Origin of the sequence: Bradyrhizobium sp. ORS 86 (genome assembly GCF_045571475.1) — a bacterium.
Lineage (GTDB): Bacteria > Pseudomonadota > Alphaproteobacteria > Rhizobiales > Xanthobacteraceae > Bradyrhizobium.
The window spans coordinates 2,288,826-2,313,638 of record NZ_CP120699.1; the positions used below are offsets into that span (position 1 = coordinate 2,288,826).

The 24,813-nt window shown below is 58.3% G+C and carries 21 protein-coding genes; 12 read left to right on the forward strand and 9 right to left on the reverse strand.

From position 1 onward, the window contains the following. Positions 1-24 precede the first annotated feature (24 nt). Both P6U25_RS10380 and P6U25_RS10385 read left to right on the forward strand, forming a co-directional pair. Positions 25-963, forward strand: coding sequence for a TauD/TfdA dioxygenase family protein (locus tag P6U25_RS10380; protein ID WP_407151182.1), 939 nt, complete (start codon positions 25-27; stop codon positions 961-963). A gap of 166 nt (positions 964-1,129) precedes the next feature. After that, a complete protein-coding gene (locus tag P6U25_RS10385; RefSeq protein ID WP_407151183.1) occupies positions 1,130-2,278 on the forward strand; it encodes a hypothetical protein in 1,149 nt (382 codons plus the stop codon). 365 nt (positions 2,279-2,643) lie between these two features. On the opposite strand, the gene P6U25_RS10390 is transcribed toward P6U25_RS10385, so the two are convergent. From P6U25_RS10390 to P6U25_RS10400, 3 genes are all read right to left on the reverse strand, one after another. Continuing rightward, on the reverse strand, positions 2,644-3,897 hold the full coding sequence (locus tag P6U25_RS10390; RefSeq protein WP_407151184.1) for an ABC transporter substrate-binding protein: 1,254 nt from the start codon (positions 3,895-3,897) through the stop codon (positions 2,644-2,646). A gap of 567 nt (positions 3,898-4,464) precedes the next feature. After that, on the reverse strand, positions 4,465-6,051 hold the full coding sequence (locus tag P6U25_RS10395; protein WP_407151185.1) for a carbohydrate porin: 1,587 nt from the start codon (positions 6,049-6,051) through the stop codon (positions 4,465-4,467). Between the two features lie 465 nt (positions 6,052-6,516). Next, on the reverse strand, positions 6,517-7,326 hold the full coding sequence (locus P6U25_RS10400) for a class I SAM-dependent methyltransferase (protein ID WP_407151186.1): 810 nt from the start codon (positions 7,324-7,326) through the stop codon (positions 6,517-6,519). 165 nt (positions 7,327-7,491) lie between these two features. On the opposite strand from P6U25_RS10400, the gene tnpA reads away from it, so the two are divergent. From tnpA to P6U25_RS10420, 4 genes are read left to right on the forward strand one after another with little or no spacing between them, the layout of a single operon-like run. Beyond that, the gene (gene tnpA / locus P6U25_RS10405; protein ID WP_247280258.1) at positions 7,492-7,914 is read left to right on the forward strand and encodes an IS66-like element accessory protein TnpA; all 423 of its coding nucleotides are present in this window, start codon (positions 7,492-7,494) and stop codon (positions 7,912-7,914) included. Beyond that, positions 7,908-8,261 (forward strand): IS66 family insertion sequence element accessory protein TnpB, encoded by a 354-nt coding sequence (gene tnpB, locus P6U25_RS10410; RefSeq protein WP_011931031.1) that lies wholly within the window; start codon positions 7,908-7,910, stop codon positions 8,259-8,261. The genes tnpA and tnpB overlap by 7 nt, the downstream gene beginning before the upstream one ends. Before the next feature lie 51 nt (positions 8,262-8,312). Further along, positions 8,313-9,878 carry an IS66 family transposase gene (tnpC, locus tag P6U25_RS10415; protein WP_407147860.1) on the forward strand — a complete coding sequence of 522 codons (1,566 nt, stop codon included), beginning with the start codon at positions 8,313-8,315 and terminating at the stop codon, positions 9,876-9,878. Further along, positions 9,875-10,477: a plasmid pRiA4b ORF-3 family protein gene (locus P6U25_RS10420; protein ID WP_407147861.1), complete on the forward strand. Its 603-nt coding sequence runs from the start codon at positions 9,875-9,877 to the stop codon at positions 10,475-10,477. Before tnpC ends, P6U25_RS10420 begins: the two co-directional genes overlap by 4 nt. 665 nt (positions 10,478-11,142) lie before the next feature. Here P6U25_RS10420 and ilvE read toward each other — a convergent pair. The 6 genes from ilvE to aepX all read right to left on the reverse strand — a co-directional run bounded on the left by ilvE (position 11,143) and on the right by aepX (position 17,418). Then, complete coding sequence (gene ilvE / locus P6U25_RS10425) at positions 11,143-12,057, reverse strand: branched-chain-amino-acid transaminase (protein WP_407151187.1); 915 nt, start codon at positions 12,055-12,057, stop codon at positions 11,143-11,145. Between the two features lie 40 nt (positions 12,058-12,097). After that, positions 12,098-13,213 (reverse strand): PLP-dependent aminotransferase family protein, encoded by a 1,116-nt coding sequence (locus P6U25_RS10430; protein ID WP_407151188.1) that lies wholly within the window; start codon positions 13,211-13,213, stop codon positions 12,098-12,100. A gap of 488 nt (positions 13,214-13,701) precedes the next feature. Continuing rightward, on the reverse strand, positions 13,702-14,490 hold the full coding sequence (locus P6U25_RS10435) for a class I SAM-dependent methyltransferase (protein WP_407151189.1): 789 nt from the start codon (positions 14,488-14,490) through the stop codon (positions 13,702-13,704). 116 nt (positions 14,491-14,606) lie between these two features. Next, positions 14,607-15,215: a CDP-alcohol phosphatidyltransferase family protein gene (locus P6U25_RS10440; protein ID WP_407151190.1), complete on the reverse strand. Its 609-nt coding sequence runs from the start codon at positions 15,213-15,215 to the stop codon at positions 14,607-14,609. A 34-nt stretch (positions 15,216-15,249) separates the two neighbouring features. Beyond that, on the reverse strand, positions 15,250-16,014 hold the full coding sequence (locus P6U25_RS10445; protein WP_407151191.1) for a phosphocholine cytidylyltransferase family protein: 765 nt from the start codon (positions 16,012-16,014) through the stop codon (positions 15,250-15,252). A 537-nt stretch (positions 16,015-16,551) separates the two neighbouring features. Then, entirely contained in the window at positions 16,552-17,418 is an 867-nt protein-coding gene (gene aepX / locus P6U25_RS10450; protein WP_407152488.1) for a phosphoenolpyruvate mutase, read from the reverse strand. A 689-nt stretch (positions 17,419-18,107) separates the two neighbouring features. On the opposite strand from aepX, the gene P6U25_RS10455 reads away from it, so the two are divergent. The 6 genes from P6U25_RS10455 to P6U25_RS10480 all read left to right on the forward strand — a co-directional run bounded on the left by P6U25_RS10455 (position 18,108) and on the right by P6U25_RS10480 (position 24,676). Beyond that, on the forward strand, positions 18,108-18,791 hold the full coding sequence (locus tag P6U25_RS10455; protein ID WP_407151192.1) for a type VI secretion system ImpA family N-terminal domain-containing protein: 684 nt from the start codon (positions 18,108-18,110) through the stop codon (positions 18,789-18,791). Between the two features lie 549 nt (positions 18,792-19,340). Then, positions 19,341-19,532, forward strand: coding sequence for a transcriptional regulator domain-containing protein (locus P6U25_RS10460; RefSeq protein WP_407151193.1), 192 nt, complete (start codon positions 19,341-19,343; stop codon positions 19,530-19,532). Between the two features lie 58 nt (positions 19,533-19,590). Next, the gene (locus P6U25_RS10465; protein WP_407151194.1) at positions 19,591-20,124 is read left to right on the forward strand and encodes a DUF2285 domain-containing protein; all 534 of its coding nucleotides are present in this window, start codon (positions 19,591-19,593) and stop codon (positions 20,122-20,124) included. Positions 20,125-20,276: 152 nt separating this feature from the next. After that, entirely contained in the window at positions 20,277-21,512 is a 1,236-nt protein-coding gene (locus tag P6U25_RS10470) for a glycoside hydrolase family 18 protein (protein ID WP_407151195.1), read from the forward strand. 466 nt (positions 21,513-21,978) lie between these two features. After that, the gene (locus tag P6U25_RS10475; RefSeq protein WP_407151196.1) at positions 21,979-23,097 is read left to right on the forward strand and encodes an SMP-30/gluconolactonase/LRE family protein; all 1,119 of its coding nucleotides are present in this window, start codon (positions 21,979-21,981) and stop codon (positions 23,095-23,097) included. A 493-nt stretch (positions 23,098-23,590) separates the two neighbouring features. Then, positions 23,591-24,676 (forward strand): IS5 family transposase, encoded by a 1,086-nt coding sequence (locus P6U25_RS10480; protein ID WP_407151197.1) that lies wholly within the window; start codon positions 23,591-23,593, stop codon positions 24,674-24,676. Positions 24,677-24,813: the final 137 nt, after the last annotated feature.

The window sequence follows — 24,813 nt, forward strand, 5'->3', positions numbered from 1 at the left end:
GGACAAGTCCGGAAAGGAACTTCGATGTTCACAATAACGAAGCTCTCCCGCGCAATCGGCGCGGACGCCAATATTGACTTGCGTAAGTTGGCTGAATCGAAAGACCCTGCGGTTGTCGCTGCGGTTCGCGAAGCGGTTCAAACGCACTTTGTCCTTCGCTTTCGTGATCAACACCTATCAGCAGACGAATTTGTTGGCCTTGCATCAGCCTTCGGACATACAAAGACTCTCAAGCGCGCGACGGCGGCGACGAGCGCTCACTTGAGTAGTCATCCTCAAATCAAGGTGGTCTCAAACGTATCAATTGATGGCAGACCGATTGGTGACGGTGGTTCGTCTGAGAACTATTGGCATACTGATGGCACCTATCTGCCGCAGCCCGTCGAACTGACGTTTCTGTATGGACGGGAGTCGCCCAAAGCGAACCCGCCGAAGACCTTCTTCATGAACCTCTCCGACGTCCATGATCGCCTTCCTCGCTACCTGACATCCTATCTGAGCGAACTGAGTTGCATTCATTATTCCAAGTATAACTTCGCACCTGAATATGCCGAGCAAATTGCGGCACTTCCTGAAGGGGCCGATCGTCGGCATATTGGTCCCAGCTTTCCGCTCGTACGCCGAAACCCGCATAGTGGGAGACCATCGCTATATCTCCCGCGCCAACGACAATGCTTGATCGAAGGCCTGACGAGCGAGGAGAGTGAGAAGCTCTCAGACCTGCTATGGACTTATGTCGAAGCCTACAACGACACATGGGGCGACGTGATAGGTGTCAATGATCTCTTCGTTTTCGATAATGGCTACACGCTTCATAGACGTGAGGCGTTCGACACCAGCGAAAGGCGGGTCCTGTGGCATATCGCGACGGAGGGCGAGCCACCGATTCCATATGGGGATGGCGTCCTAGCCAGTGGTCCTCGTAGGTCACCAGGGCGTAGCGGCAACGGCGAACGAGCGTAGACAAGAAATGGTCAGCGGCGAGAGCTGCGGCGGAGTGAAAGTAGGCGGCGTCATGCTGCTTGTGCTCGTTCATCCATGGTCGTGACGACCCACGCGTACTCTCCTTTCGGTCACCCGCCGAGCTGACGTCCTGAAACACAAGTCGCATCATCATTGGAGACATGGAATGGTTCGCCGTCCGCCAACAGCTTCAGAGGCGGCCTCGAGATCGACGGCCGCATTGTTTTCGAACGAGCTGCTTCTCAATGGCGCCACCTTTCCTGCGATTGCGTTTTGGCGCCCGCCCACCGGGACCAATCCGACCGTGGTGTTTTTGCCTGGCGGTGGCCATCTGGCCCGGATCGCGTATGGCCATCCCGGCGCAAATCCAAGGGATTTCGTTGACTTCTGGTTGCGCGAGGTCGGATGGGGACTTCTCGCGGTCTCCTATCCTTGCGACCACCCCGCCTTTCCGCGGCTCTATCCCGAGATGACGGTGAGTGACTGGGGAGCGTCGGTCGCCGCGATCGCTCTGGACCTTTTGTCGAGGTGTCCGGCGCCGTGCCAGGTTGTCGTGGCCGGCTGGAGCATGGCGGGCCGGGTTGTGCGTTCTGTCTGTCACGGACTAGCCCGAGGCGGCCTGCCGGCCATGGGGGTTATCTCGCTTGCTGCGAGCGCTCCGTTTCCAGGCCTAGTGCCGGTCTTCGAGAAGGGTGAGCCCGTGACGGAGACAGGCCTGTGGGATCTCTCGGCCCATGAGCCGGGTCTGCCAACGCGTCACTCAAATTGGTGTGCCGAACTTGCCGCCCAATCGGCCGACAACGACCGCGTGATCATTCCTGAAGATGTCTACCGACGCGACTATCGCGTGAATACGCCGCTGCTGCTGCGCGGCGAGCCGCAATTTCTGCGCTCGCGCAGTGCGATCCTTTCGGTTGCCCAAGTGACGGATGAACTCGGCACCTTCGATTACGGTTCCCATCCGCTGACGGGAGTGATCGCGCCGACGCGGCCTTCCGATGCGCGCCACGCACTGACCGACCCGCTCACCTGGGGTTTCTTGAATGCACAGCAGGTCTTCGAGCGGCACGTTAGCGGCTGCCGCGACCTCTCCACTATCCTTCCGCAGCGCTGGGAGCAGCTGCGGTCGCTGATGTTCGATCTGCCGCGCCGCCTTACTCGTACTGTTTCGGGCGGTCATTTCTTCTTCGTGGGTGAGCGGGGCGCCGAAGCAACCGTACGTCATCTGACAAATCTCGCCTCCGATATCGCATCCCTGCAGGCCGAAGTCTCGGCCATTTTAGGCAGTCAGACGGCATCGACCAACGGAGCATGACAGCTCCAGCCTCTCACACGTCTCATACGCATTCACGCGTATTGAGGCCATCGACCTCTGGACGTCGCTTTTGCCAGTCCGCTATGCAAGGCGCGCACCCCGAATCTGGCCGCGCCGAGCAGAGTTCAATCACATCCAAGTCGCCTATAGTGCCACCGACGCAATCAAGCATGATTTTCTGATTGACGCTCCTCCGATCGCACTGCGCGCGACGGCCGGGCGCTCGTCTTCCCGCTCATGCGACGCCGGGCGCGGTAGCTGGGTGTCAAATGAATAATTGCTGCGATCTCGGTGTGGCTTCCCGTCACCCAAGAAAAGGCTAGACATGCGACGCGGGCGCGGCGGAGCCGCGCCCGTACACGTCCTCACTTCTTGAGAATGAGCTTGCGTGCCTCCTTGGCGGCGTCCTCGAGCGCCGCCTGCGCCGAGAGCTTACGAACCAGGACAAGTTGCATTTTGTCTACGATCATCGCTGCGGCCTTCGCGCTGTTCTCGCCCGGAAACGCATACCAGGCGGTCAGATCACTGAGTTGCCGCAGCGGAACGGTGTAGTTTGGCTTTTCCAGATAACGCTTCTGCAGCTCTGGATCCGACAGTGCGGCCGTGTTGACTGGTGTATAGCCGGTCATTGCCGCCATTATCGCCTGTGCCCGCGGGCTTGCTGCGAACTTGATGTACTTCCAGGCGGCCTCCTGTCGAGCGGGATCCTTGGTTAGGATAATCATTCCGTTTCCGGCGGCCAGGACCTTGCCGTCAGGCGCCAAAGGAATCGGTGTCATAGTCAGACTGAAATGCTGACCGATTTGCCGCTCGTAGTCGGTGAGGAGGCTGCTTGACGTCAAGTAGATCCCGATCTTGCCGCCGACAAAGGACTGGCGGGCGTTGTCACGCGACAAGTCGATCATTCCGGCTTCGGCGGCGCGCTTTGCGGTCGTCATCGCGGCAAGCCCTTGCCGCTGGTCAAAGGCGATGTCGCCCTCGTCCTTGGTCATCATCCTGCCGCCATCGGCAAAAAGCAGAGTTTCGAAGCCCCACGCCCCATTGGCGCTATATTCCATGTAAAACCCGCTGACGATCGGGTCCCGTTCAGCGATTTTCTTTGCCAAATCGAACACACCGTCCCATGTGGTCGGCAGGTCGGCGGGGTCAGCGCCAGCACGGGCGACGAGCGCATTGTTGTAGAACAGCACCGGCGTTGTCAGCGAAAACGGAACGGCGTAAGTTTTATCACCGGTTGGTCCGATGTTTCGGATGGCGTCGGCGATGCCTTGTTTCTTCCACTCCGCATCGGCCGCGATGAAGCGGTCGAGCGGCACGGCAAGCCCGCGATCGGCGAACAGCCGTATATAGTTCAGGCCCTCGTGTGAGACGTCAGGCGCATCGTTAATCAATGTGGCACGCAGGGTATTCTGCAGCAGGTCGTCGTAGCTCTTTGCCGTTTCGAACTTGATTGTAATGTCGGGATACGTCTTCATGAATTCGGCCGCAACGGCGTTGTACATCGCGGAGAAATTCGCCGGCGAGTAGCTGACGCGCAGTTCCAGCGCGTGAACCGTATTGGGGCCGTGGCCAACAATCGCGACCAGGACGAACAAGGTCACCGCAAGCAGACGTCTCATTGCTAGTCTCCAATTTTTGGGAACGAAGGGAGCGAGCACCTCAACTGGCAGATCGTCCTGCCGGTGTGGTTTGACCGGCATTGGCATTGATCGCCGGCGAGACACCGAACAGGTGTTTGGGAAGGCGTTCTTCAAGCTCAGTTGTCTCGGTTGATCAATAACGTGAGCGTTGGCGTGGCTTTCGATCCCGCCACAGTAATGAAATCGTTGACCCCACGGAACATGCCGACCGGCGAAGAACTTCAAGATGCTGCTCGCAACATGCGAATGACATGCATCGACATTTGATGAGAGCCCACGCAATATGCGATCGTGGCCTGCTTCGGGAGGCTTGATAGTCATCGAATTACGCTTGTCGGCACGACCAATGACAGAAGGGGCGGGCGTGGGCCAACTCGCCAAGGCGACGCCATCAGCGTCGCCTTCTTGCACCGGCTTGAACGCGGATATTCCTCATCCGATCCTCAATCTCGCGTCGGCCCGTTTTAGCTCCTCGCTCGGTGGCTCTTCGGCTTCAGCTTGTCCAAGCTCGGAGCGGCGTTGGTCACATGCGACTGTCGCGGCTCGCTAGAAGAATATCGAGGTAGACGCCGAAAAGTTCAGAGCATGGCCGATTTGGGGGGTGTATGTGATGCTTGTCGGGTGATCGATATATGTCAGCCCTATGCTCGCATATATTCCGGGGCCAAGATGTGCGGTATAGGTCCCTGAGATCGCCTTAGCGTCCCGATGCACGAGATTCCCCTTAGCCGCTGCAGCATCTACTGCAAAGTTGCTCCAAACCGTGTCGGTCGCAACAAGCGAGATCTGGTCACTAGGCCGGCGATCAAAAAGTCCCTTCGCATAAAGCCGAACTTCGTAATACTGGCTGACCTTATTGAGGTCAGGCGGAACGCCCATGACCGAGAATCCACCATAGATGCCGCGAGATGCGGTCTCCCGAGCATCGCATTGCCAGAGTTGCCTATCGGCAGCGACGTAATAGAGGCTATTCTCGTCGGCTCTCGGTTGCGTTGGATAGGCCAAGTTCGTGTAGTGGCTGTTGTTGAAGCCAACACCCGCCCGCAACCACGTCTCGGGTAAGCCGGGAGCAGCGCCATTCCGATAGCCGCTTTCGTCGAGCAACAGAATACCCGCGTTGGTTGTACTCCAGTTCAGGCCCGTTGGATTTGTAGTTATGTGTGCAAATACCCCGTCTGGACTAGTGGAGCGCTGCAATGACACCTTGTTATACAAGCGGTCATCAAAATGGTACGTCAGGTTGAGAGTTGGCGTTGGCGCCGGCGCAAAGTTCATCCCTCCCTGATACAGGACATTCGACGAGGGTCCGAAAACGTTCGCTCCTGGATTTCCTCCGACCACTGTGCCGGCTAACTCATATGAATTCATCAGATAGCCAACTTTGAGCTCGATCTTCCGATCGAAAAACGTCTGGTAGTAAGCAATCGTGTTTATTCCCCATCTATCTGGGCCACCAGGCTGCCATGTCCAGGATTGCTGTTCGGTTCCGACAATGATTTGACCGTCCGGAATCCCATATCGACTCAGATCATAGGTTACCATCATGTAGCTCAGCGTGTAGAAGGTCGGATTCTGTCCGCTATATAGTTGATTGGCGATGGTGCTCTTGGCTGCGTTCGGTAGAAGATTGTTCACATAGGTATTTTGCGTCCAGGCAATGTAACCGATCCCGATCTCTGCCAGCGCGGATCTTGCGCCACCTTTATCCTGAACGACAGTATCGGCTGGACCAGGTAAGTTGACCTCCAGTCCCTTTATGCGAAGGCTTTCGAATTTCGCGAATTTGTCGGCCTGTGGGATCGTAGCTTGTGCCGGCGCCAAGCGGCCACCAAAACGCGCTGCTCGTGTTTTTCTAATCTCGTCGGATCTTCCGGCCGGGGCTCTCTTGCTTTGAACGGTTCTCTTCGTGCTCTCATCGGCAGTGCTGCTTTTTTGATCAGAAATATTAACCGTTTGCGCCAGCGCAGATCCGTTGAAGAGACCTGCTGCTAAGGCACATGCGACCACAAGCTCCGCGTGTCTAGGTGGACGACAGCTGAAGGGATGTCCTGAAGCCGAGTATGGCGGCTTTGTCTGATCGTTTGGTCGATCGTGTACGCTGGCAACATCGTTGCTATTTATCTTGACCTGCATAGGATCCCCGAGACGCGGTGAGAACTCTTGACGCGTTGTCCTTCGCACCGAGACCGCAACGCAGGGATGACGATCATTGAATAAGTCGATGTGAACGCATCTAAAATGCGATAACGGTGGCTATCCAGGCAGAAGCCCATATCGGGAGAGTAGACCCTCGGGCTGCGGGGGGAGATGGCTCGCAATTGTCGCGTTAAGTATGGAGGTGTTGGCAGTTGTTCCAAGTATTAATGGGCACGACGATTAACACGGGTCTCTCGCCAAAGACACCGAAAGGAAAATGCCGGATAAGAACGGGCCACCCCCTTCACGGGTGGTGAGACCTCAGGACACCCGCTGCACTGATGATGCGCTAACAGGTGAACCTGCGATTATGATTCTCAATGGGTCGTGAGCCAAAACTCTGATCGTGGCCTCTGCGAACAGCGCAAGTTCTGACAAGGAATTTAGCCGTCCTGCGAGCCTCTAAGGCGGGGCTCTGCTCATAATGACATCAGTGAGCCAGTCGACAGCGACACAACCGGACGTGTCCTGGTGCCGACCAAGAAAAGCCTCGAGCTCCGTTGCGATCGTTGCAGCGCCAGACTGAGCAATGGCCGTTTTTATATGTCCTGAATGGCAGTAGCCGCGAAATTGCTTTGCGGTAACACTCTGGCGCCATTCCAGCTTATGGCACTCCACAGCCACGAAATCGTGACGCGAACGAAGTTCCGCCTCAAAATCAGCTTTCCCATAGCCGCCCCAGAAATCAGAGTAGTGACCTCGACGAAATCCGGGGATGTGGCGTTCTTGAAGACTGGCGAAATCATCGAGAAATGCGCTATCCCAGTACCGATGAGTGTTCTGTAGCAGCAACAATGTTCCGGAAGGCTTCAGCACCCGTGCGGCTTCCTGGTAGAAAAGCGGCCTGTCGAACCAGTTGGCCGACGTTGCTGCTGCGACAAGATCGCATGAACGATCTGGAAGCGGGAGCATCTCAGCAAACCCGACAATGACGTCGAGGCCACGAAAGATGGCGGATCGCTCCTTGGCGACGGCTGCCATATCCGGGTTCGCTTCAATACAGGCTAAGCTCTCAATGCTCGGAACTGACGCCATCAGTTGCCGGCTGAAGATCCCCGTTCCCGCGCCGACGTCTGCGGCCGATCGCAGCGGCGAAAGTGGCGAATGATAGTCTGAGAGGAGACCAAAAACGTCGCGTGGATACCTGGGTCGATATTCATCGTAGTCGAGAGCGGAGCCATTATAGAGCTGCCACGTCACACGATCGTTCATGACGAGTCCCTCAATCAAGAAGCAAACGAGCGAGAGAGTAGATCCCTCGCTGGCAAGTCCGTTCAGACGAGTTGATCGTAAGCGTGGCGTTGAGGCCCTTGAGAATTTTTGTACTCAGTCCTGAGAGGACCGCTAGAAGAGTCATCTTCTGCAAGGGTGCTCACAATGGACGACCATTCGGACGACATAAGACGACCGTTGTCACCGCGTATCGAAGTGTACGCAGGCGCAGGTCGAAAGCGCTGGCCGGACGATTTGAAGGCACAGATTGCCGCGGAAAGCCTTGAGCCGGGGGCGATTGTCACAGATGTCGCGCGTCGCCATGGGTGCCGGCCCCAACAGGTGCACGACTGGCGGCGCCGGGCGCGTTTGGGCCAGTTGGTGCTGCCGGCTTCGGCGGACACGCTGTCGTTCGTGCCGGTGGTATCGGAATCGGCGCTACCGGCGGCCGCAGAGCCCACCGGGTCGCCGGAAGCAGCCGTTGTGACGGTTGAACTCCAGGGGGCACGCGTGGAGGTGCGAGGGACGCCTGGCCTTGCTGTGTTGAGTGATGTGTTCTTGGCGCTTCGACGGACACGTTCATGCTGACGCCGCCCGCGAGCCTCATGATTTACGTGGCGACGCAACCTGTGGACTTCAGAAAAGGTGCGGAGGGCTTGGCGCTGTTGGCGAAGGAGACGCTGGGCCATGACCCGATGAAGGGCGTGGCGGTGGTGTTCCGTGCGAAGCGCGCCGATCGGGTGAAGATTGTCGTCTGGGATGGCAGCGGCCTTGTGATGTATTGGAAGCGGCTCGATGGCAGCGGCTTCAAATGGCCTCCCATCGTGGCCGGCGTGATGCGGATGAATGCCGCCCAGCTGTCCGCGCTTCTGGCCGGCATGGATTGGACGCGGATGCACGCGCCTCGAATCCCGCAGCCGAAAGCACTTGCGTAGGACATAAAATCTTCGCTGCATCGGGGCGCGAAGCATGGCAGACTTGGGCCAATGAGTGATTTGCCTGATGAGCTGCCGAGCGATCCAGCCGAGCTGCGTGTCTTTGCCGCGGCTCTGCTGGATCGCTGCGCCAGGCTCGAGCGGTTGCTCAAGCTTGCGAAGGATGCGCAGTTCGGTCGATCGTCGGAAAAGCTGGACGCTGATCAGCTGCAGCTTGTTCTGGAGGACATCGAAGAGGCCGTCGCGGCTCTCGAAGCAGCTGAGGATCGCGCCAATCCCAGAGCCCGCGAGAAGAGAACTGCCAAGCGCAGAGCCAACCGTGGTCAGCTTCCGGAGCATTTGCCACGCATTGTCGAAACGCTGATGCCGGCTGCAACCTGCTGCCCGTGCTGCAAAGGCGATCTCGTTGAGATTGGTCACGATGAGAGCCAGAGGCTCGACGTCGTTCCGGTGCAATACAGGGTGATCGTCACCCGCCGGCCCAAGCTGGCTTGCCGCGCCTGTCATGGCGTCGTCCTCCAGCACGCTGCGCCCGAGCGATTGATCAAGGGGGGACTGCCCACCGAGCGTCTCGTCGCGCATGTAATTGACGCCAAGTATCATTGGCATTTGCCGCTCTATCGTCAGGCGCAGATGCTGGCGACCCACGAAATAGCGCTGGACCGTTCCACGCTCGCCTTCTGGGTCGGCTACGCCGCCCAGGAATTGAAGCCCTTGTGGCATCGTCTGCGCCAGCTTCTGCTCGCCTCTTCGAAGCTCTGTGTCGATGAGACCCCGGCGCCGGTGCTGGATCCAGGGCGCGGCAGGACCAAAACCGGCTACTTCTGGGCGCTGTCACGCGATGACAGGCCCTGGGCCGGACCTGACCCACCTGGCGTGGTTTACGCCTATGCACCGGGCCGTGGGGCCGTTCATGGCTTGAGGCTGCTCGAGGGCTATCGCGGCATCATCCACTGCGACGGCTATCAGGCTTACAAGACCATGACCCGAGAGACGCGTGCGGACGCCTTGTCCGGAACGCTCGCCTTCTGCTGGTCGCATCTGAGGCGCCAGTTTGTGAAGATCGAGCGCGAGGCTGCTCCGGCGCCAGCTCCGGTTGCCCGCGAGGCTCTTGAGCGCATCGCCCAACTTTACGCGGTCGAGAAAGCGCTCCGCGGCCGATCGGATGCCGAGCGCCGTGCTGGCAGGCAGGCGCATGCCCGACCTCTGGCTACAGCCTTGAAGCAGTGGTTTGAGGCCAAGCTTGATCACCTTGCACAAAAGAGCGACACGGCGAAGGCCTTGCGTTACGCGTTGCGTCATTGGGACGGCCTGACGCTCTACCTTGATGACGGGCGCATCGAGATGGACACGAATGCTGTCGAGCGTGCGATGCGGCCGATCAAGCTCAACGCCAAGAACTCCCTTTTTGCCGGTTGCGACGAGGGCGCCGAGAATTGGGCAGTTCTGGCTTCGTTAATCGAGACCTGTAAGCTCAATGGCGTCAGCGCCGAGCACTGGCTCGCTGATGTTCTCGCGAAGCTCGTCAATGGTTGGCCTGCGGCGCGACTGGACGAACTGCTCCCTTGGGCGTCGATCTACACGATGCATGCACACGATCCGAGGCTGGCGGCATGAGCCTGAACACGACCGCGGTCCGGATCAAGGTGACCCTCAAGGATGTGAAACCGGAGGTGATGCGATGCCTTGTCGTGCCGCTCACGCTGCGCCTTGATCGGCTGCATCTGACGCTTCAGGCGGCGTTTGGCTGGACGAACAGCCATCTCTTCGAGTTCCTGGCCGGCGAAGGACGTTGGGGTATCCCTGATCCCGATGGAGATTTTGGCCCTCAGCCCATCGATGCCCGCAAGACGCGGCTCTCTAATATCGTTCAGGAGACCGGCGCGAAGACGATCCATTATCTCTACGACCTCGGCGACAGCTGGGATCACGTGATCAAGCTTGAAAAGTGGTTCGACAACACGACAACGGAGGGACTTCCGTTCTTGCTCGAGGCCGCTGGCCGTTGTCCTCCGGAAGATGTCGGCGGTGCGCCAGGCTATGCTGAATACCTCGACGCCATCAGCGACCCCACCCATCCGGAGCACGAACATATGCGCCTCTGGGGCCCGGAGCAGTTCGATCCCAACGTCGTCGACCGGAAGGCGCTTGAGGCCGCTGTCAATGCGTTGTCCGACATATGGAAGCCGCGCCGGCGCACCACGCGCTCAAAATAGACGTCAAGCGCCAATCAAATGGGCCTCAGAGCTACGCTTACAGTTGATCGTCGTAGAGGACGAAGCCAGTTGGCTCACTAACCGCTCGCGCCTATTCCAAGACAACGAATTTTCGTAGGTTCCTGAGCGAGCGTGAGTTCATCGCATCCACAATCAACCACGTAGTCCATCTTATTGAAGCACGCTCGAGGGGCAGACTACAAACACCGGTAGCTGAAGAGCGAAGGTAGCGTGCGTATCACGATCCAATTGACGTCGGGTCGATTACACCGGCGACCGTCCTATTCCGGCAGTGCATCAAAACAATCTCTGATGTTATCCATGCGGCTCGGTTCGACGGTCTCCTTGAACGTGCAGTCGTGTGGAACTAATGATGCCCACGGCGCTGCTCGCGATCATTGCCTTTGCGAGATTCTCCGTTGCTTCGGTGTCTAAGGATCTCTTGGAAGACCGCTGATAGCGCTGCGCTGGGATTGATGCCTTAGAGCGCGCCCCTACGAAGGCATCGATTACCATGGCAGCAACAATTATTCCCGCGCGAACGTTGGAACGGTCATTTCGAAACCGAGAGGGAACAGCGCTCGTTTGCCGATAACAGCATCAATGAGCAGACCGCTTGCGGCTCAATTCGAGATATGAAGGCTGTCCGTTCGAATTTCACGTCATCAAAAGACAGGAGTCCGCCACGATGCATACGCAGCATTCTTGCCGGTGACGATCGCCCGGTAGATCTCCATCAACTGTCGTGTGATCGCTCCAGGTTCGCCATTTCCGACGACTATGCGGTCTACAGAGGTCACCGGAGTGATTTCGGCACCGGTGCCACAATAAAATACCTCTTGGGCTAGGATAAGTTCCGTTCGATCGACATCGCGCTCGACGGTATCTAGCCCAAGATACTCGCGGGCTAGCTGAATAACGGTCTGGCGCGTGATCGACTCTAATATGTCGTTGGTTCCGCTCGGCGTGATCAATCGATTATCGCGAACGATAAATACGCACATCGCTGGCGCCTCGGCCAGCTTTCCTCTTGAATTGAGGAGAAAAGCAACGTCGTAACCATCGAGTTGAGCCTGCATGATGGCCAATCGAGCGTTGTGGTAATTCGCGTTGCATTTGATGCGTGCGGGCATAACGTTGTCCGGCATGCGCATCCAGGAACTGATCTGGGCAGAGGCGCCTTCGATGGATTGTTTAGCGGTCGCCCGCGGCAACGCCGTAATGGCGGTCCCGACAGGGCCCGTTGCTCCCAACTCGCCAGGCCCATCAATAAAAGCCATCATCCGGATATGCACGGTTGTGCGAAATGCGTTTGCGCGACAGAGGCGAACGAGTGCCTCGGTCAAGTCATCGCTGAACATCGGCTGATCGAATCGCATTGCTCTTTGCGAGAAGGCATACCGTTCAAGGTGCTCTGCAACGCGAAAGAGGTACAATTGCTGTGCCTCTTCGTTCCAATAGCCGCGGAGTCCTTCGAAGACACCTATGCCATACTTTGCCACCGGGGCGAATACATGCACCCTGGCGTCATCCCATGGGACAACTCGGCCGTTGAGATAGGCAAATTCTGCCGCCGACATCTGTGTTCGCACCTGTGCTCGGTTGACATTATGCACGAAACTAAGCTCGACCGGCGAGCAAGTCCGCTATGACCCTTAGCCCTCGTCGAAGCCCCTCGTGCGTTGAAGGAGCGATCAGCGACGCCCTGATGTGTCCCTTGATGTCGGTACCGGATGTGGCGAACACACGCGGATGTCTCAGTGTCACGCTCTTGCCGGCGGCTGCTTGGATGAACGCCTCTATTGTCCAGGGGGGTGGTAAGTCGATCCAGACATGCAGAGATGATCTGTGCGTGCGCATGAGACCGAGATGCCCGAGCATCTGCTGCGCAATATCTTGTCGGGCCGCAATCTCGCTGGATATCTGTCCGGCAATTTCGCACGCGGCGCCACTTTCGATCAGGTGGGTAATAACGGCCGCGGACAAGCCGGGTACGAACCAAGAAGAGACGCTTGGGATCGGTCGAAGAAGATCGGCAAGGCCGTCCTCCGATGGTGCAATGAGATACGCTGTCCTTAATCCGATCCCCATACATTTTGAGACGCTCATTAGGTACCAGGTGAGGTCGGGAGCAATCGAAGCAAGCGGGGGCGGCGCGTCCTCGGTTATATGACCATGGACATCATCTTCGATAATCGGAACGGTGTACTTGCGTGCGACGTCGGCAACCCTCCGTCGGCGCTCGATCGACATAATCGAGGTCGTCGGATTGTGGCCCGTCGGGTTAATGTAAACTGCTCCAACCTTGTGAGCTTTGCATACCGCCTCAAGGGAATCTTCACGCAATCCGTCTTCGTCTATATCAACAGGTAAGACGCTGATCCGTCCCAACGTCGCGAGTTGGCCAATCGCCGCATAGGTTAGCTTTTCCGTCGCAATTGCGGTCCCTTGTGGCGCAAGGTGCGAGAACAGGATCATGAGCGTGTTCTGGGTTCCGCCTGTCATCAAAAGGCGGGCAGGGTTGGGCACCGCACCGAGCCGTCGCCCCAACCAGTTCGCTGCGACTTGCTTGTCACGAGCACTCCCATGGAACCGGTGGCGCAGCATGGTGCCGGCAAGATCGGGTTCGCGCGCCACCGCTGCGAGGCTTCTCTCAACATATTCGCGGAAAATTGGCACTTCAGGCGCCGTCGTTCGCGTCATATCAATTGGTGCCGTCGTTTCGTCCGCGGACATTGGAATTCCCTTCAGAGGAAACCGCTACAGCGCACCAGGATCAAGTACTGGCTGTTGGCCCCGATCGCCATCGGCCAAGTACCAGAGCAGGGGCGGGTGAGATGACATTCGACTCAAGATTGATCATATGTAATCCGGAATCCGGTCCTGACCCAGATAGCGCGAATCCTTGATGCAATAACGATTGCTCTGCGCGCAGTAGAAGGAGCGTCAAACTGATCTCCATTCTCGGGAAGTGACCGGGAGCCCATTGATAACCATGGTCGCAGCCAAGGGGAAAATATGAAGAACCATGATGGCCAATAACGCCCCCAGCCTGTTCCGCCCAATGCAGGACGAACCGGTCATCGCGAGCTGTCGATTTCGAAGGTGCGAGGGCACTGATCAACGTCGTATCTTCAGAGGTCGAAACCGATAGCAGATGGCAGCTACTTCTTAGCTCAGCTGGGGAAGAGCGGCGCGGAGAACACCGCCGATCTATTCTCGCCTTAGTGGCGGGCGGCGTACAGGATATCGAGGTGGCATCTTTCGACGAACGTGCCAGCCGGCGATACTTGATCAAGTAGAGAGCGCAATTGTTCTTCGAATTGATCTCTTCTCTCGGTCAGTACGCCCGGGCTCGCCTTCGACGTGGAATATATGTACTTGACCAGCGTCTCAGCAGTCCACGATACCGTGTAAGGGATGTTCTGTCTTGTGATGTTCGGAAACCTCGAGCTGCGGAGAATGTCTTCGTTGCTCATAACCAATTCCCGGCGTCTATCTTCGCGTCCCGCAGGAAAATATCCACCCCACCACTGGTGCACGAAATCCCAAATCCTATTCCACCAATCGTTCGGTGCGGCTTCGTCGCGAACCCTTGTGATGATCGAAACCTTGCCGGACGACAGCAGGCGTTGATCAAGCGTCTCCATAACGAGTGATCGGTCCATCCAATGAAAGGCGCTTGCAATCGTTGCCCCGTTGTACCCGGCTAGGGCCACGTCCATCTCCTCCGCCATACTTTCGAATAGCGAGATGTTCGTCAGACCGCGTTCTGCGGAAAGTCGGTTGGCCTCATCGAGCATTCCCCGATTTGGATCGACGCAGTCCACATGTCCAATGCTGGGTGCAAGTCCAAGTCCGATCTGTCCGGTACCACATCCAAGATCAAGAAGCCGGCTTTCGGGTGTGAGAGCGAGCTGGTCTCGAAGCGATTTGAACAGCTCGTGTGGGTATTCGGGCTGATACCGGGCGTAATAAAATGCCGCTCCCTCAAAGATGCGACTTGCCAACATCCCACGCTCCTTACCTAATACTGCCAAATTCGGATTTGACCGCGTTGCCAGTCAAACCCGAACGACGCCGACGATGGTTCAAGGTTCGCTGACCGAGGCCACAGGCTCGAAGCGGTTTAACTCAGAATCCTGAATGCGAGGGCCGACGAAGCGACGATGGCGAATAGTGAGATTGCGACGTAGGCCGCCATATTCGGCGGTGATACGCGAATGGGCGCGACGTGCAATCCTGCTAGTACGATGAAAATGCTGACCGTGAACGTCACGAACAATTCATCAGGAACGAGCGGTCTGGCCAGAAAAGCGGTAGCCAAGACAGGAATGTCGTACGATAGCGGCACCCCCAAAAAGCACCCGTCGGTTGATCTGCCGAAATTGGCAAAGTAGCTGAGCCTAATCGCCCCAGCTACGAGCAGAGCGCTTGAGGTCACCAGGGCGAGGACGGAAGCGTGACTGAGTTGGATTACAATTGCTGCGGGCAAGACGGCTCCGTAGATAATATCACCGAACCCATCGAGGCTCTTTCCCATTTTCGCAACGTCGGGGTCGCGGTTTTCCGTTCGAGCCGCCACGACCCCATCGAGGTGATCTGATAGAACGGCCCAAAGCGCGGTCGCTACCGACAGCTCAAGGCGCCCGGAAAGAGCAAGAAATAAGCTGACCGAAGAGAAGAGAAGACCGCCGATTGTTATGGCGTTCGCGGGATCCCAGAGATATTTGAGCATTGGACGTTCACCTGCCGCAGGTCATGCCTTGGCGTTACGCTCCTCTGAAGATGCGCTCTGCGATGCGCAGGTCCTCAGCATTGTCGATTTCGTACCACCTGACGTCATCGCATCGCGCCACGGCAAGCTGCAGACCGCGTCTTTCCACGAGGTAGGAAAGAAGTTCCTCCGTGTAGGACTGGATCGCTCCGGACCCAATGATGTCGTCCAATGCCGGAACGATCGTTGCTCTGAGAGTGGGCGCTGAAAGTCGTAGTAGGTTCATCGTCTTGAAAAGCGTTCGTCCATCCGCGACCAGGTTTGCAGCGGTTTGTTTCATTCGGAAGCCTGAGATGAAGCCGCTATCCGACAACAGAACCGCCGACCCTTCCATTAAGTCAGCAAAAGGAGCGACTGCAGCAACGTCGGTCGCTTGGCTGAGCATCAGATACCGCAACGCATCCTCCTCGAAGAAGACGTCTCCTTCGAGAAGGTAGCAGTCGCCGGAAAGCAGTGTCCGGCGCGCCAGCCACAGCGAATAGGCACTTCCGGTACGGTCATAGGCCGATGATTCGACGTAGTTGATTTCGATCGCGCCGAACCGGCGATCACATGCGTATTGAATGGCATCCTTGCGGTAGCCAACGACGAGCGTGACCTCTTCGACGCCGACTGCCTCCAGATTACGCAGGGCATTGTGGAGGATCGGCGTGCCATTGACCTCGACCAGGGGCTTCGGTCGCAGATCGGTTAGCGGTTGTAGCCGAGAGCCGACGCCGGCTGCGAGAATGACGGCTTTCTTGGGGGCGTTAATAGCCATTTGAGGAGGTCGCTTGATCGTCGAGAGGCATCGCGTCTTTGTTCCATGGCATCGGTCCAAGGCATCGAGACTTGAGATGAGCCAACGGAGCTTGGTCAGACCGCATGACTTCGGCGCCGGCGTGCTCACGAGGTTTTCGTGTGTCGCCGAGGTGCCCCTTCAGATGATCGATGCGCAAAGGTGGGAGCGTAATGGTCCATTTCGCGGCCATGAGCGCTCTCCCTCTATCGGCAATGTCGCTTGCGGTTGCATGGTGAGGTCTGCCGAGAGCTGCAAAGGAGAACCCGATTCGGAGGGGCCAGGTATCATGCACGTCGGCTGGCTCAATGCGCTGGTAGAATCGACCGACCATTTCGCGAAAAGGAGGGGATCGGATCGAGGCATCTCAGCAATGCACTGGCTCTAGGTAACGGTGTTCATGCCAGGTCATGTCATCTCCAATATGAGGATGACCGAGCGCCTCGTTGGAAAATGCAGATAACAGGGCAGACGATTGCATGGCGGCGCTCCTTCGGGTACGTGGCAGCGTGAATAAGGCTATTGCCGAATGTCGTCAGGATGTAGGTATCGCGCTTCTGCACTGGCGAGCTCATTGTAGTCCAACAGCTCGAAAACCTCGTCGAGCGTTGCAATACTGTGCTCAATGCTCGCAGTCGTCTCCTCAGCGGAGATGCGATCGCAGATCTGTCGCATTGCCCCTATTGCAGCTCGCATGGAGTGGTTGGCCCAGATCACCGTGGAAATGTGGGCTTTGCGATAGGCAGAGACCGGCGTTCGATAGTATTTCGTTGGAACGATCACAACCGGAAGTCTGTTCTGCCAGGCGCGCATGAACGCAAGGATCTCGTCCGCGGCGCTCCTTCGCGAGTGAATGAGGATCGCATCGGCTCCGGCGTCGGCGTAAGCGTGAGCGCGCGAGATCGCTTCGTCCATTCCTCGCCCGGCGATTAACGCTTCGATGCGCGCCACGAGGATGAGATCGTCCGCGACCGTATCCTTCACCGCACGTAAGCGGCCAGAGAATTCATCAATGTCGGCGAGAAGATGCCCATCACCAATAAACGAATTTGTCTTCGGAAAGCAGCTGTCTTCCAGTGCGACGCCGGCGGCGCCGCGCTGACGCAGCTTGCGCGCCAGTAGGCGAGCGTTATTGAAATTGCCGAAGCCGCCGTCGCCGTCGACGAGGACCGGAAGCTGGCTCGTATCCACGATTCGCTCGACGACGTCGACGACTTGACTCCATGATGCTTCGTTGGCGTCGCGGTAACCTAGCGAGCAAGCTATCGATAGACCCGATGCCCAGAGGCCCTTGAAACCTGCACGCTCAGCGATCGCGGCGGAGAGGCCATCATGCGCTTCCATGAGGAACGAAAGGTCGCTGCTGCAGCAGACCTGAGCCCGCATCAGTTTAGCAAATGAGGAATTCGCGGATTGAGCAGAGCCATTGGCGTGGACAAGTGGTGTTTGGTCTTGCATGCCGATTCCTTGTGCACTTGACCGGCCGACGTTCATCCGTGAAGCTGACATGCATCTGTCATCTCGATCAATCACGAGGGTTGGTAGTTGACTTGAGCTCAAATGGCTGGGACCCGCTGTAAGTGCCAAGCTTTTTGGTTACGCCGTCAGAGCTGACTGGAGAGCCCTTCAGTTCGTCAGCTTGGATCCTAGTTCTGGTAGCGACAGAATGATCGTCGGCGGCCGCCTTCTACTGTCTCCAGTTCCACGGCTTGGGGCGCGGTCTTCGGCCGCAATCCTGGTATCTGAGCTATTGGCAGGGCCGCGGGGCCAGTCTGAGACCCGAGCGCGGCCGATGATTGAGCCGACCTGAGGGCCGCCAGGGTCTCTGATGTCAGGTGTGCGACATGCCGTCGGGGCCATGACACGTCGGATCGAGCAAATAGCCTTCACAAATCAAGCTATCGCGACTGGCATAAGCCTTGATAGAGCACGTCGGCAGTAGCGCATGTGAAAGGAGCAGCAGTGGTGGCTTACAAGATCATAGGCTTTCAATGGATTGTTTGGAGCGAGCACAAAGGTGACAGTTTCAACGACTCGACCGATCGCAACTGGGGAACCCATGTGGTTTTATCAGTGTGATCGATTACTGGATCATGGTTCGCGACAACATCGTTGCGCGCTCGCGCCTTGGCGCCGCACCTGTGCCTGGCCCTGCACCTGCCGGCGCCGATATTCGTGAAGCTGCCGAATTCAAGAGCCTGGAAGCCCAGGTGCGGCGCATGGACGCCGACGGACGAACTGCGGTTGATTGGGTTAACGTCAATACGCTGTCGCTCAATATCCTGTCGCATCGATCCAAGGATATACGGGTCGCCTGTTGGGCGACTTACGGTTTGTTTCGGGTCGAGGGATACGAGGGGCTTGCCGTCGGCCTCGGCGTCTTGCGCGGCATGGTGGACGTGCATTGGGAGCGGTTATTTCCACCGATCAAGCAGGAACGTGCGCGGGTCGCAGCGGTCGATTGGCTCGTTGGTCGCCTTGGGCCGGAATTGGCCGGGAATGTGCCGATCGAGGCTGATTCTTCGGCGGTGATCGCCTCTTACGATGTGCTTGATGATCTCGTTCGCCAACTTAGCGGGAAACTGGTGGACAACCAGGCTCGATTGGAGGTTCTGTTACGCGCTCTGCAATCGCCTTACGAACGGGCCAACCACGCGATTGCTGCAGCAGCTGAGCATGCGGGTGAAGCGGTCCAAGCCGCCGAACGGGCCGCGGTCACATTGGCCGAATCCTCATCGCCTGCATTGCTCAACCAGTAGCGCCGAATTTAGCCTGCACGGGCCGAAGCGGCATCCCGTTCGAGCCACGACCGCCGGCAGGATCACTCAAGTGTCACGGGCCGCACAGTATCTGCAACGCGCCCGAAGCTTGACCTGGCCAATACCGATTGTTGCGCCAGTTGGTCCTCTGTGAACCTTGGGCCGGACCAGGTGCGGGTCTCCGGCCTTATCTGGCTCGCCGATTGATCAAGGCTGATGGAATAAAGACATAGGTATCCATCCTATCCAAGTGCGCTACGGCGTCTCACTTTCGTTGTATTTGGCGTACCAAGGACCCGATCTTTCCCCGGGCGTCATTCAGATCCATGGCCGAACCAAGTGGGCAGCGCGCCGCTATCATGATCTCCTTGGCTGGCAACCGCCCGAATGGTGGGATGACCGGGTGCTCCTTCGTTCCAATCGAAAAAAGTGGGGCGTTCCATCGCGTAACCGCGTCAATCATCGAATAACAGCGACAGCACAACCATAAATCGTCACAAGGTTGCTGTGTCCTTAGCGTGCAATTCAAAACATGAGGGGTACACTGCGATGCCAAGTGCCGACTGGAGATCAGAGAGCGCATATCATGGGGTCAAGAAAGCAGAAACTGCGGACATAGCCTGGGAGTGGCTACGCCGCGATCGCGAGTACCAAAAGGACTACAGAACCCCTGTCAGCAACAAACGATCCAGCGCGACGGATCACTTCCGGCGGAAGTGGGGGCTGACGTTTCGCGGCTGACCCGCAAAAGGCGTTCGACAAACAAGCTGTTTTCTGGGCGCCCGAGGCGCTGTCGACCGTGCTAGCCGTCCGCCCGGCGATCTGCTCGACGGCGTCCAAACTGTATGAGCTTGATTTCGCCAAGCTGGCAGGCAGCGAGCTTCGCGAGGCTCCAGATGGATGGCATGTTATCGTGCCGCTCGGCGGAGCGAAGCATCGCCTTTGGCTAAGAGAACGTCCACCGAGCAGCTCAGTAGTTGCCGTCGACCTGCCACTCGACCGCGACTTCGACATCCGTTTGCAAGCAGCCCATCGATTTTGGCTAGCGCTCGAACAACGCCCCATTGGATCGGTCCCTCTTGCTCAATCGATCGCGACCCGGCGCCGGCACATCCTCGCTCTGCGTGCGATTGATGGGTGGCTGGAAGGGAACAGTTATCGCAAAATCGCGCAAGGCCTGTTTGGCACGCTTCGCATTCCCGATCGCGGGTGGAAGACACACGATCTGCGCAGTCGGACCATTCGCGTGGTCCAGATGGGGCTGCGTCTCATGCGTGGCGGCTATCGTGACTTGCTCCATCGCAGGCGCAAAGATAAGGACGACACCCCCTGAGCTCTTCGCTGACGGGCTAGCCGCACGCTGCGGACTCGATCAGTCTCATGTTGAGGGGTGCGCAGCTGTGATGGCGAGCGATATAGTGGAGGCGAACGACATGGCGGCTGGAACGAAGGGGCAATCCGACAGAGAGCTTAAGGTCGTGTATCGTGGCCGTTGATCGTCGAACATTCGCTGCAGCCGGGTTTTCTGCGCTCGTGTCCGGTTACGCGCCGATGCGGCTGGGGCGGACCGCGCCGGCCAGCAAGCCAGTGGTCGCCGGCTATCTGGCTCCTTGGAAGGCTCGAACTGGCAATCGAAGCATCAATAAGGTCCCGGCTCGCGAGCTGACCCACTTGATGTACGCGTTCGGCACGGTCTCGGCAGAAGGACTGGCTGAACTTGCGGATCGTTGCGTCGACGCCGGAGTGTGCAACGGGACCGCGGCGTCCAGACCGTTGGGCGGCAATTTCGCCCAGCTCGCCGAACTGAAGCGGATCAACCCGCAGCTTCGGATCCTGATTTCATTTGGCGGTTGGAATGGGTCGAAATATTTCTCGGCGGCTGCTGCAACTGCGCTGTCGCGCACACGGTTCGCCCAATCCGTCATTGAGGTATTCTTTCGGCCGTATCCGGGCCTGTTCGATGGAGTCGATGTCGATTGGGAGTTTCCCGTCTCAGGAGGAGCGCCAGGAAATCTCGCGCGCCCCGAAGACCGTACCAACTTCACGCTCCTGATCACGGAGCTCCGCGGAAAACTCGCCGAGCTGTCCGCCGTCGAGCACAGGGAGCTCGAACTCACCATTGCCGTGTCGGCCGCCCCCGACAAGATTGTCAATCTGGAGGCGGCCGCTCTAGCCCCGCTGGTCGACCGCATTAATCTGATGGCCTACGATTATCACGCGGGCTCGGCCCTTGCCGCCTTCAATGCCCCGCTGTTCGCTAGCGCCGGCGATCCAAATCCTGATCTCAATGTCGATTCGAGTGTAAACGCCTTGATCCGGGCCGGCGCGCCGCCCGCCAAGGTGACGCTCGGGGTCGCCTTCTACGGCCGAGCCATTGCCGGCGTTCCGCCGGAAAACGGCGGGCTCTTCCAAAAGGGCGCGACAGCGAGCGGCGAGTGGGGAGGAGGTGACGGCATCGACTATCGGGATCTCGTTGCCCGGCGGCCGCAGCAGCATGGCTTTCACAGGTATTGGAGCGACGAGGGCCAGGTGCCGTGGCTCTGTAACGCCGAGCAGCGCATATGGATCAGCTACGACGATCCGTTCTCCATCGCACGCAAGGCATCATACGCGCGCAACCGGGTACTCGCCGGGATCATGATTTGGGACCTGTTCGCCGACGACGGTTCGCTGCTCGCAGCACTTCGGACCGGCACCCTTCCTTCGCGAAGGTTCGAATAGGAGCGTGGTCACCGTGGTGCATTGAAGCGCGTCATCTGTCCGCCTCCACCGGAAGCAGTCGCGAAATGGCTCGGTGCTGTGAGATCAGAGCGACGTCCGGTTGACGACGGCAATGTCGGAAATCTGACAAGGGGCAGCCTCGTTCCAGAGTCATGCTGGTGGCAAACGCATGTTTTCCGCCCTGACGCGACGCACGCACAGGACCGCGATCGGCACGCCAATTGCTGGGACGAGATGGACGACCGACCGCAAGCAGGACGGCCAGCGGTCCTCTCTGGGGAGTTTCGGATGACCGGGGCGATTTGCCCTGATCGACAAGACGAATAGATCGCAGCCGGTGCTTCGGCAAGGCGCGCGATCTCTGGTGTCTTAGACGACTGCCCGCCCGTACAAACTGGTCAAGAACGCTCCCGCTGAGCCGGAAGGCCGCCTGACACCGTTCAAGACGGATGCAAAAGAGGAAATGATGGACAGACGCGCATTCCTGGCCACGGCTGCCGCTGCAGCTGCGACGGCCACAACCATGAAGACGGCCGCCGGGGCGACCGTCACGCCATTCGGCCACACAGGCGCTCCTATCACGAATGCGGATCCGTTGCCATTGGGACCACTCCCCGGAAGTCGCCATCCAGACACTCACATTGAGTTTCTCAAGAAGCCCAAGATCTTGTTTGGCTCCACGGATCTTCCGATTTTTTCTGGCATAGGCGCGGTTGAGCGCATCGCGACTGGCTTCCGCTGGGCTGAGGGACCGGTTTACTTCCCTGCAGGGCGCTACCTCCTGTTCAGCGATATTCCGAGCAACCGCATCATGCGGTTGTCAGAGGACGACAATCATTTGAGCGTATTCCGCCAACCGTCCATGAACGCGAATGGGAACACCATTGATCGAGAAGGTCGCCTGATCACTTGCGAACACAGCGGCCGACGGATCACCCGCACGGAGCTCGACGGCTCGATCACGATCATCGCCGACAAATACAATAGCAAGAAGCTGAATTCGCCCAACGAAGTGGTTGTCTCGTCCGATGGTTCGATCTGGTTTACCGATCCCGCCTACGGCATCAGCGCCTATTCGGGTGGCAGCAAAGCCGAGCCTGAGCAGGAAACGAGGAACGTCTACCGGGTCGATCCGAAATCCGGCGAGGTCAGGATTGTTGCTGATGATTTCGTGCAACCGAACGGCATTGCCTTCTCGCCCGACGAAAAGAAGCTCTACATCGTCGACAGCGGCTTCTCGGACAATCCGGACAATCCCTGCCAGATCCGCGTATTCGACATCGATGTCGGAGCCGGAAAGCTGCTCAACGGCAAAGTCTTTGCGGAAATGCCCAAGCCGAATGTCAGCGACGGGGTGCGTTGCGACACCGCCGGACGGGTTTGGTGCTCCGTCGGTTGGGGCGATCCCAGCGAGGACGGCGTACGCTGCTATATGCCGGATGGAGATTTGATCGGCAAGGTCCACATCCCGGAAACAGTCGCCAATTTGTGCTTCGGCGGTCAGCAGCGAAACAGACTGTATATCTGCGGCACGACGTCGATCTACGCACTTGACACAAATGTGCAAGGCGCAATGAAGCCTTGAGGGCTGGCAACGCCGACTTGTCTGTCAATTCGACAACGGCCGACCGTTCGCGAACGACGGAACGCTTAACCGCGCCGCACTGGGTGAAGCGGACGTTCGACCGATGGCGATCATGTCGACGAAGTGGTTGTCGAGGCCTCTAGGCTCATCGGCTGCGGACGGCGGCAGGCTGCATTCGGAAAGCTGTCGCATGTGGTGGACGGCGCGAGCGGAAAACGAGCGCGATGTATGGCCCAGCTTGCGCAAGCAGGTTTTGGCATCGAAACCGGTTTGGTCACGACCGCCATCCCGCAACCGGAGCACAGTGATCGCCGAACCCAACCTCGAAGGTTGGCGCCCGCGCTCGAGGTCGCAGAAGTGTGCTCTGGCGCGATGACCCCATTCCGATTGGCATCAAATGGGTGACGAGCCTCTAGCAGTCTGCTGAAGAACCCCCTCGTCACGGAGGGAGCTTGATGATTCACTTTATCATCTCGAATCGGCGGATAGGATCATGCGCGGCAGGTTTATGGATCAGGGTGGCCTGTTTTCGTACATCGCGCCGGATAAGCGTGTGCCGGCGAACCACCCGCTGCGGAAGGTCCGGGAACTCGTCCGGGATGTTTTGAGTGATTTGAACCGCAGCCTTGGGAGGCTCTACGCCAGCGAGGGACGCCCCTCGATCCCTCCGGAGCAATTGCTGAGCGCCCTGCTGCTGCAGGTGTTCTACGGCGTCCGCTCGGAACGCCAGTTGATGGAGCAACTGGACTACAATCTTTTGTATCGCTGGTTCGTGGGACTGTCGCCGGACGATCCGGTCTGGGACCCGACCACCTTCACCAAGAACCGGGAGCGGCTGCAGAACGGCGATGTGTTCACGAAGTTCATGACCAGGCTTCTGAACCATCCGCAGGTCAAGCCGCTGCTGTCGGACGAGCACTTCTCGGTGGATGGAACGCTGATCGAAGCCTGGGCTTCACAGAAGAGCTTTCGTCCCAAGGACGGCAGCGGTGACGATGACAATGGCGCCAACTTCCACGGCCAGAAGCGCAAGAACGACACCCATGCGAGTACCAGCGACCCGGACAGCAGGCTGTATCGCAAGGCGGCCGGACGGGAGGCCAAGCTTTGCTATATGGGCCACGCCACCATGGAGAACCGGCATGGGCTGGCGGTGGCCGGCAAGGTCACGCACGCCAATGGCACCGCCGAACGCCGGGCTTCGGAGACCATGCTGAAGGCGAAACGCAAAGCCGCAGGCCGCCGCATCACGGCCGGAGAAGACAAGGCGTACGATACCGCCGATCACGTCGCCAATCTTCGCGCCATCGGTGTGACGCCGCATGTGACACAGAACCAGGCCGTCACCAAAACCGGCAAGACCCGCAACAGCGCCATCGACGAACGAACCACGCGGCATCCGGGATATGGCATGTCGCAATCGCGCCGCGCGATGATCGAGTGCATCTTCGGATGGGGCAAGCAGCATGGCACCATGCGCAAGACCAAACATCGCGGCATCGCTCGCGTTGCCGCCGACTTCCTGCTCAATCTGATCGCCTATAATCTGATCCGCATTCCCAAACTGCTTGCCGCTTAGCCGCCTCTCGTCAGGGAGCGGCCAACCTCGGCCTAGCAAATTATATCCGACGCCACCGCGCCTCCCTCCAAACGACTGGCGAGAACAAGAAAACTCCTCACCTCAACGTTCTTCAGCAGACTGCTAGCTAGCCGCCG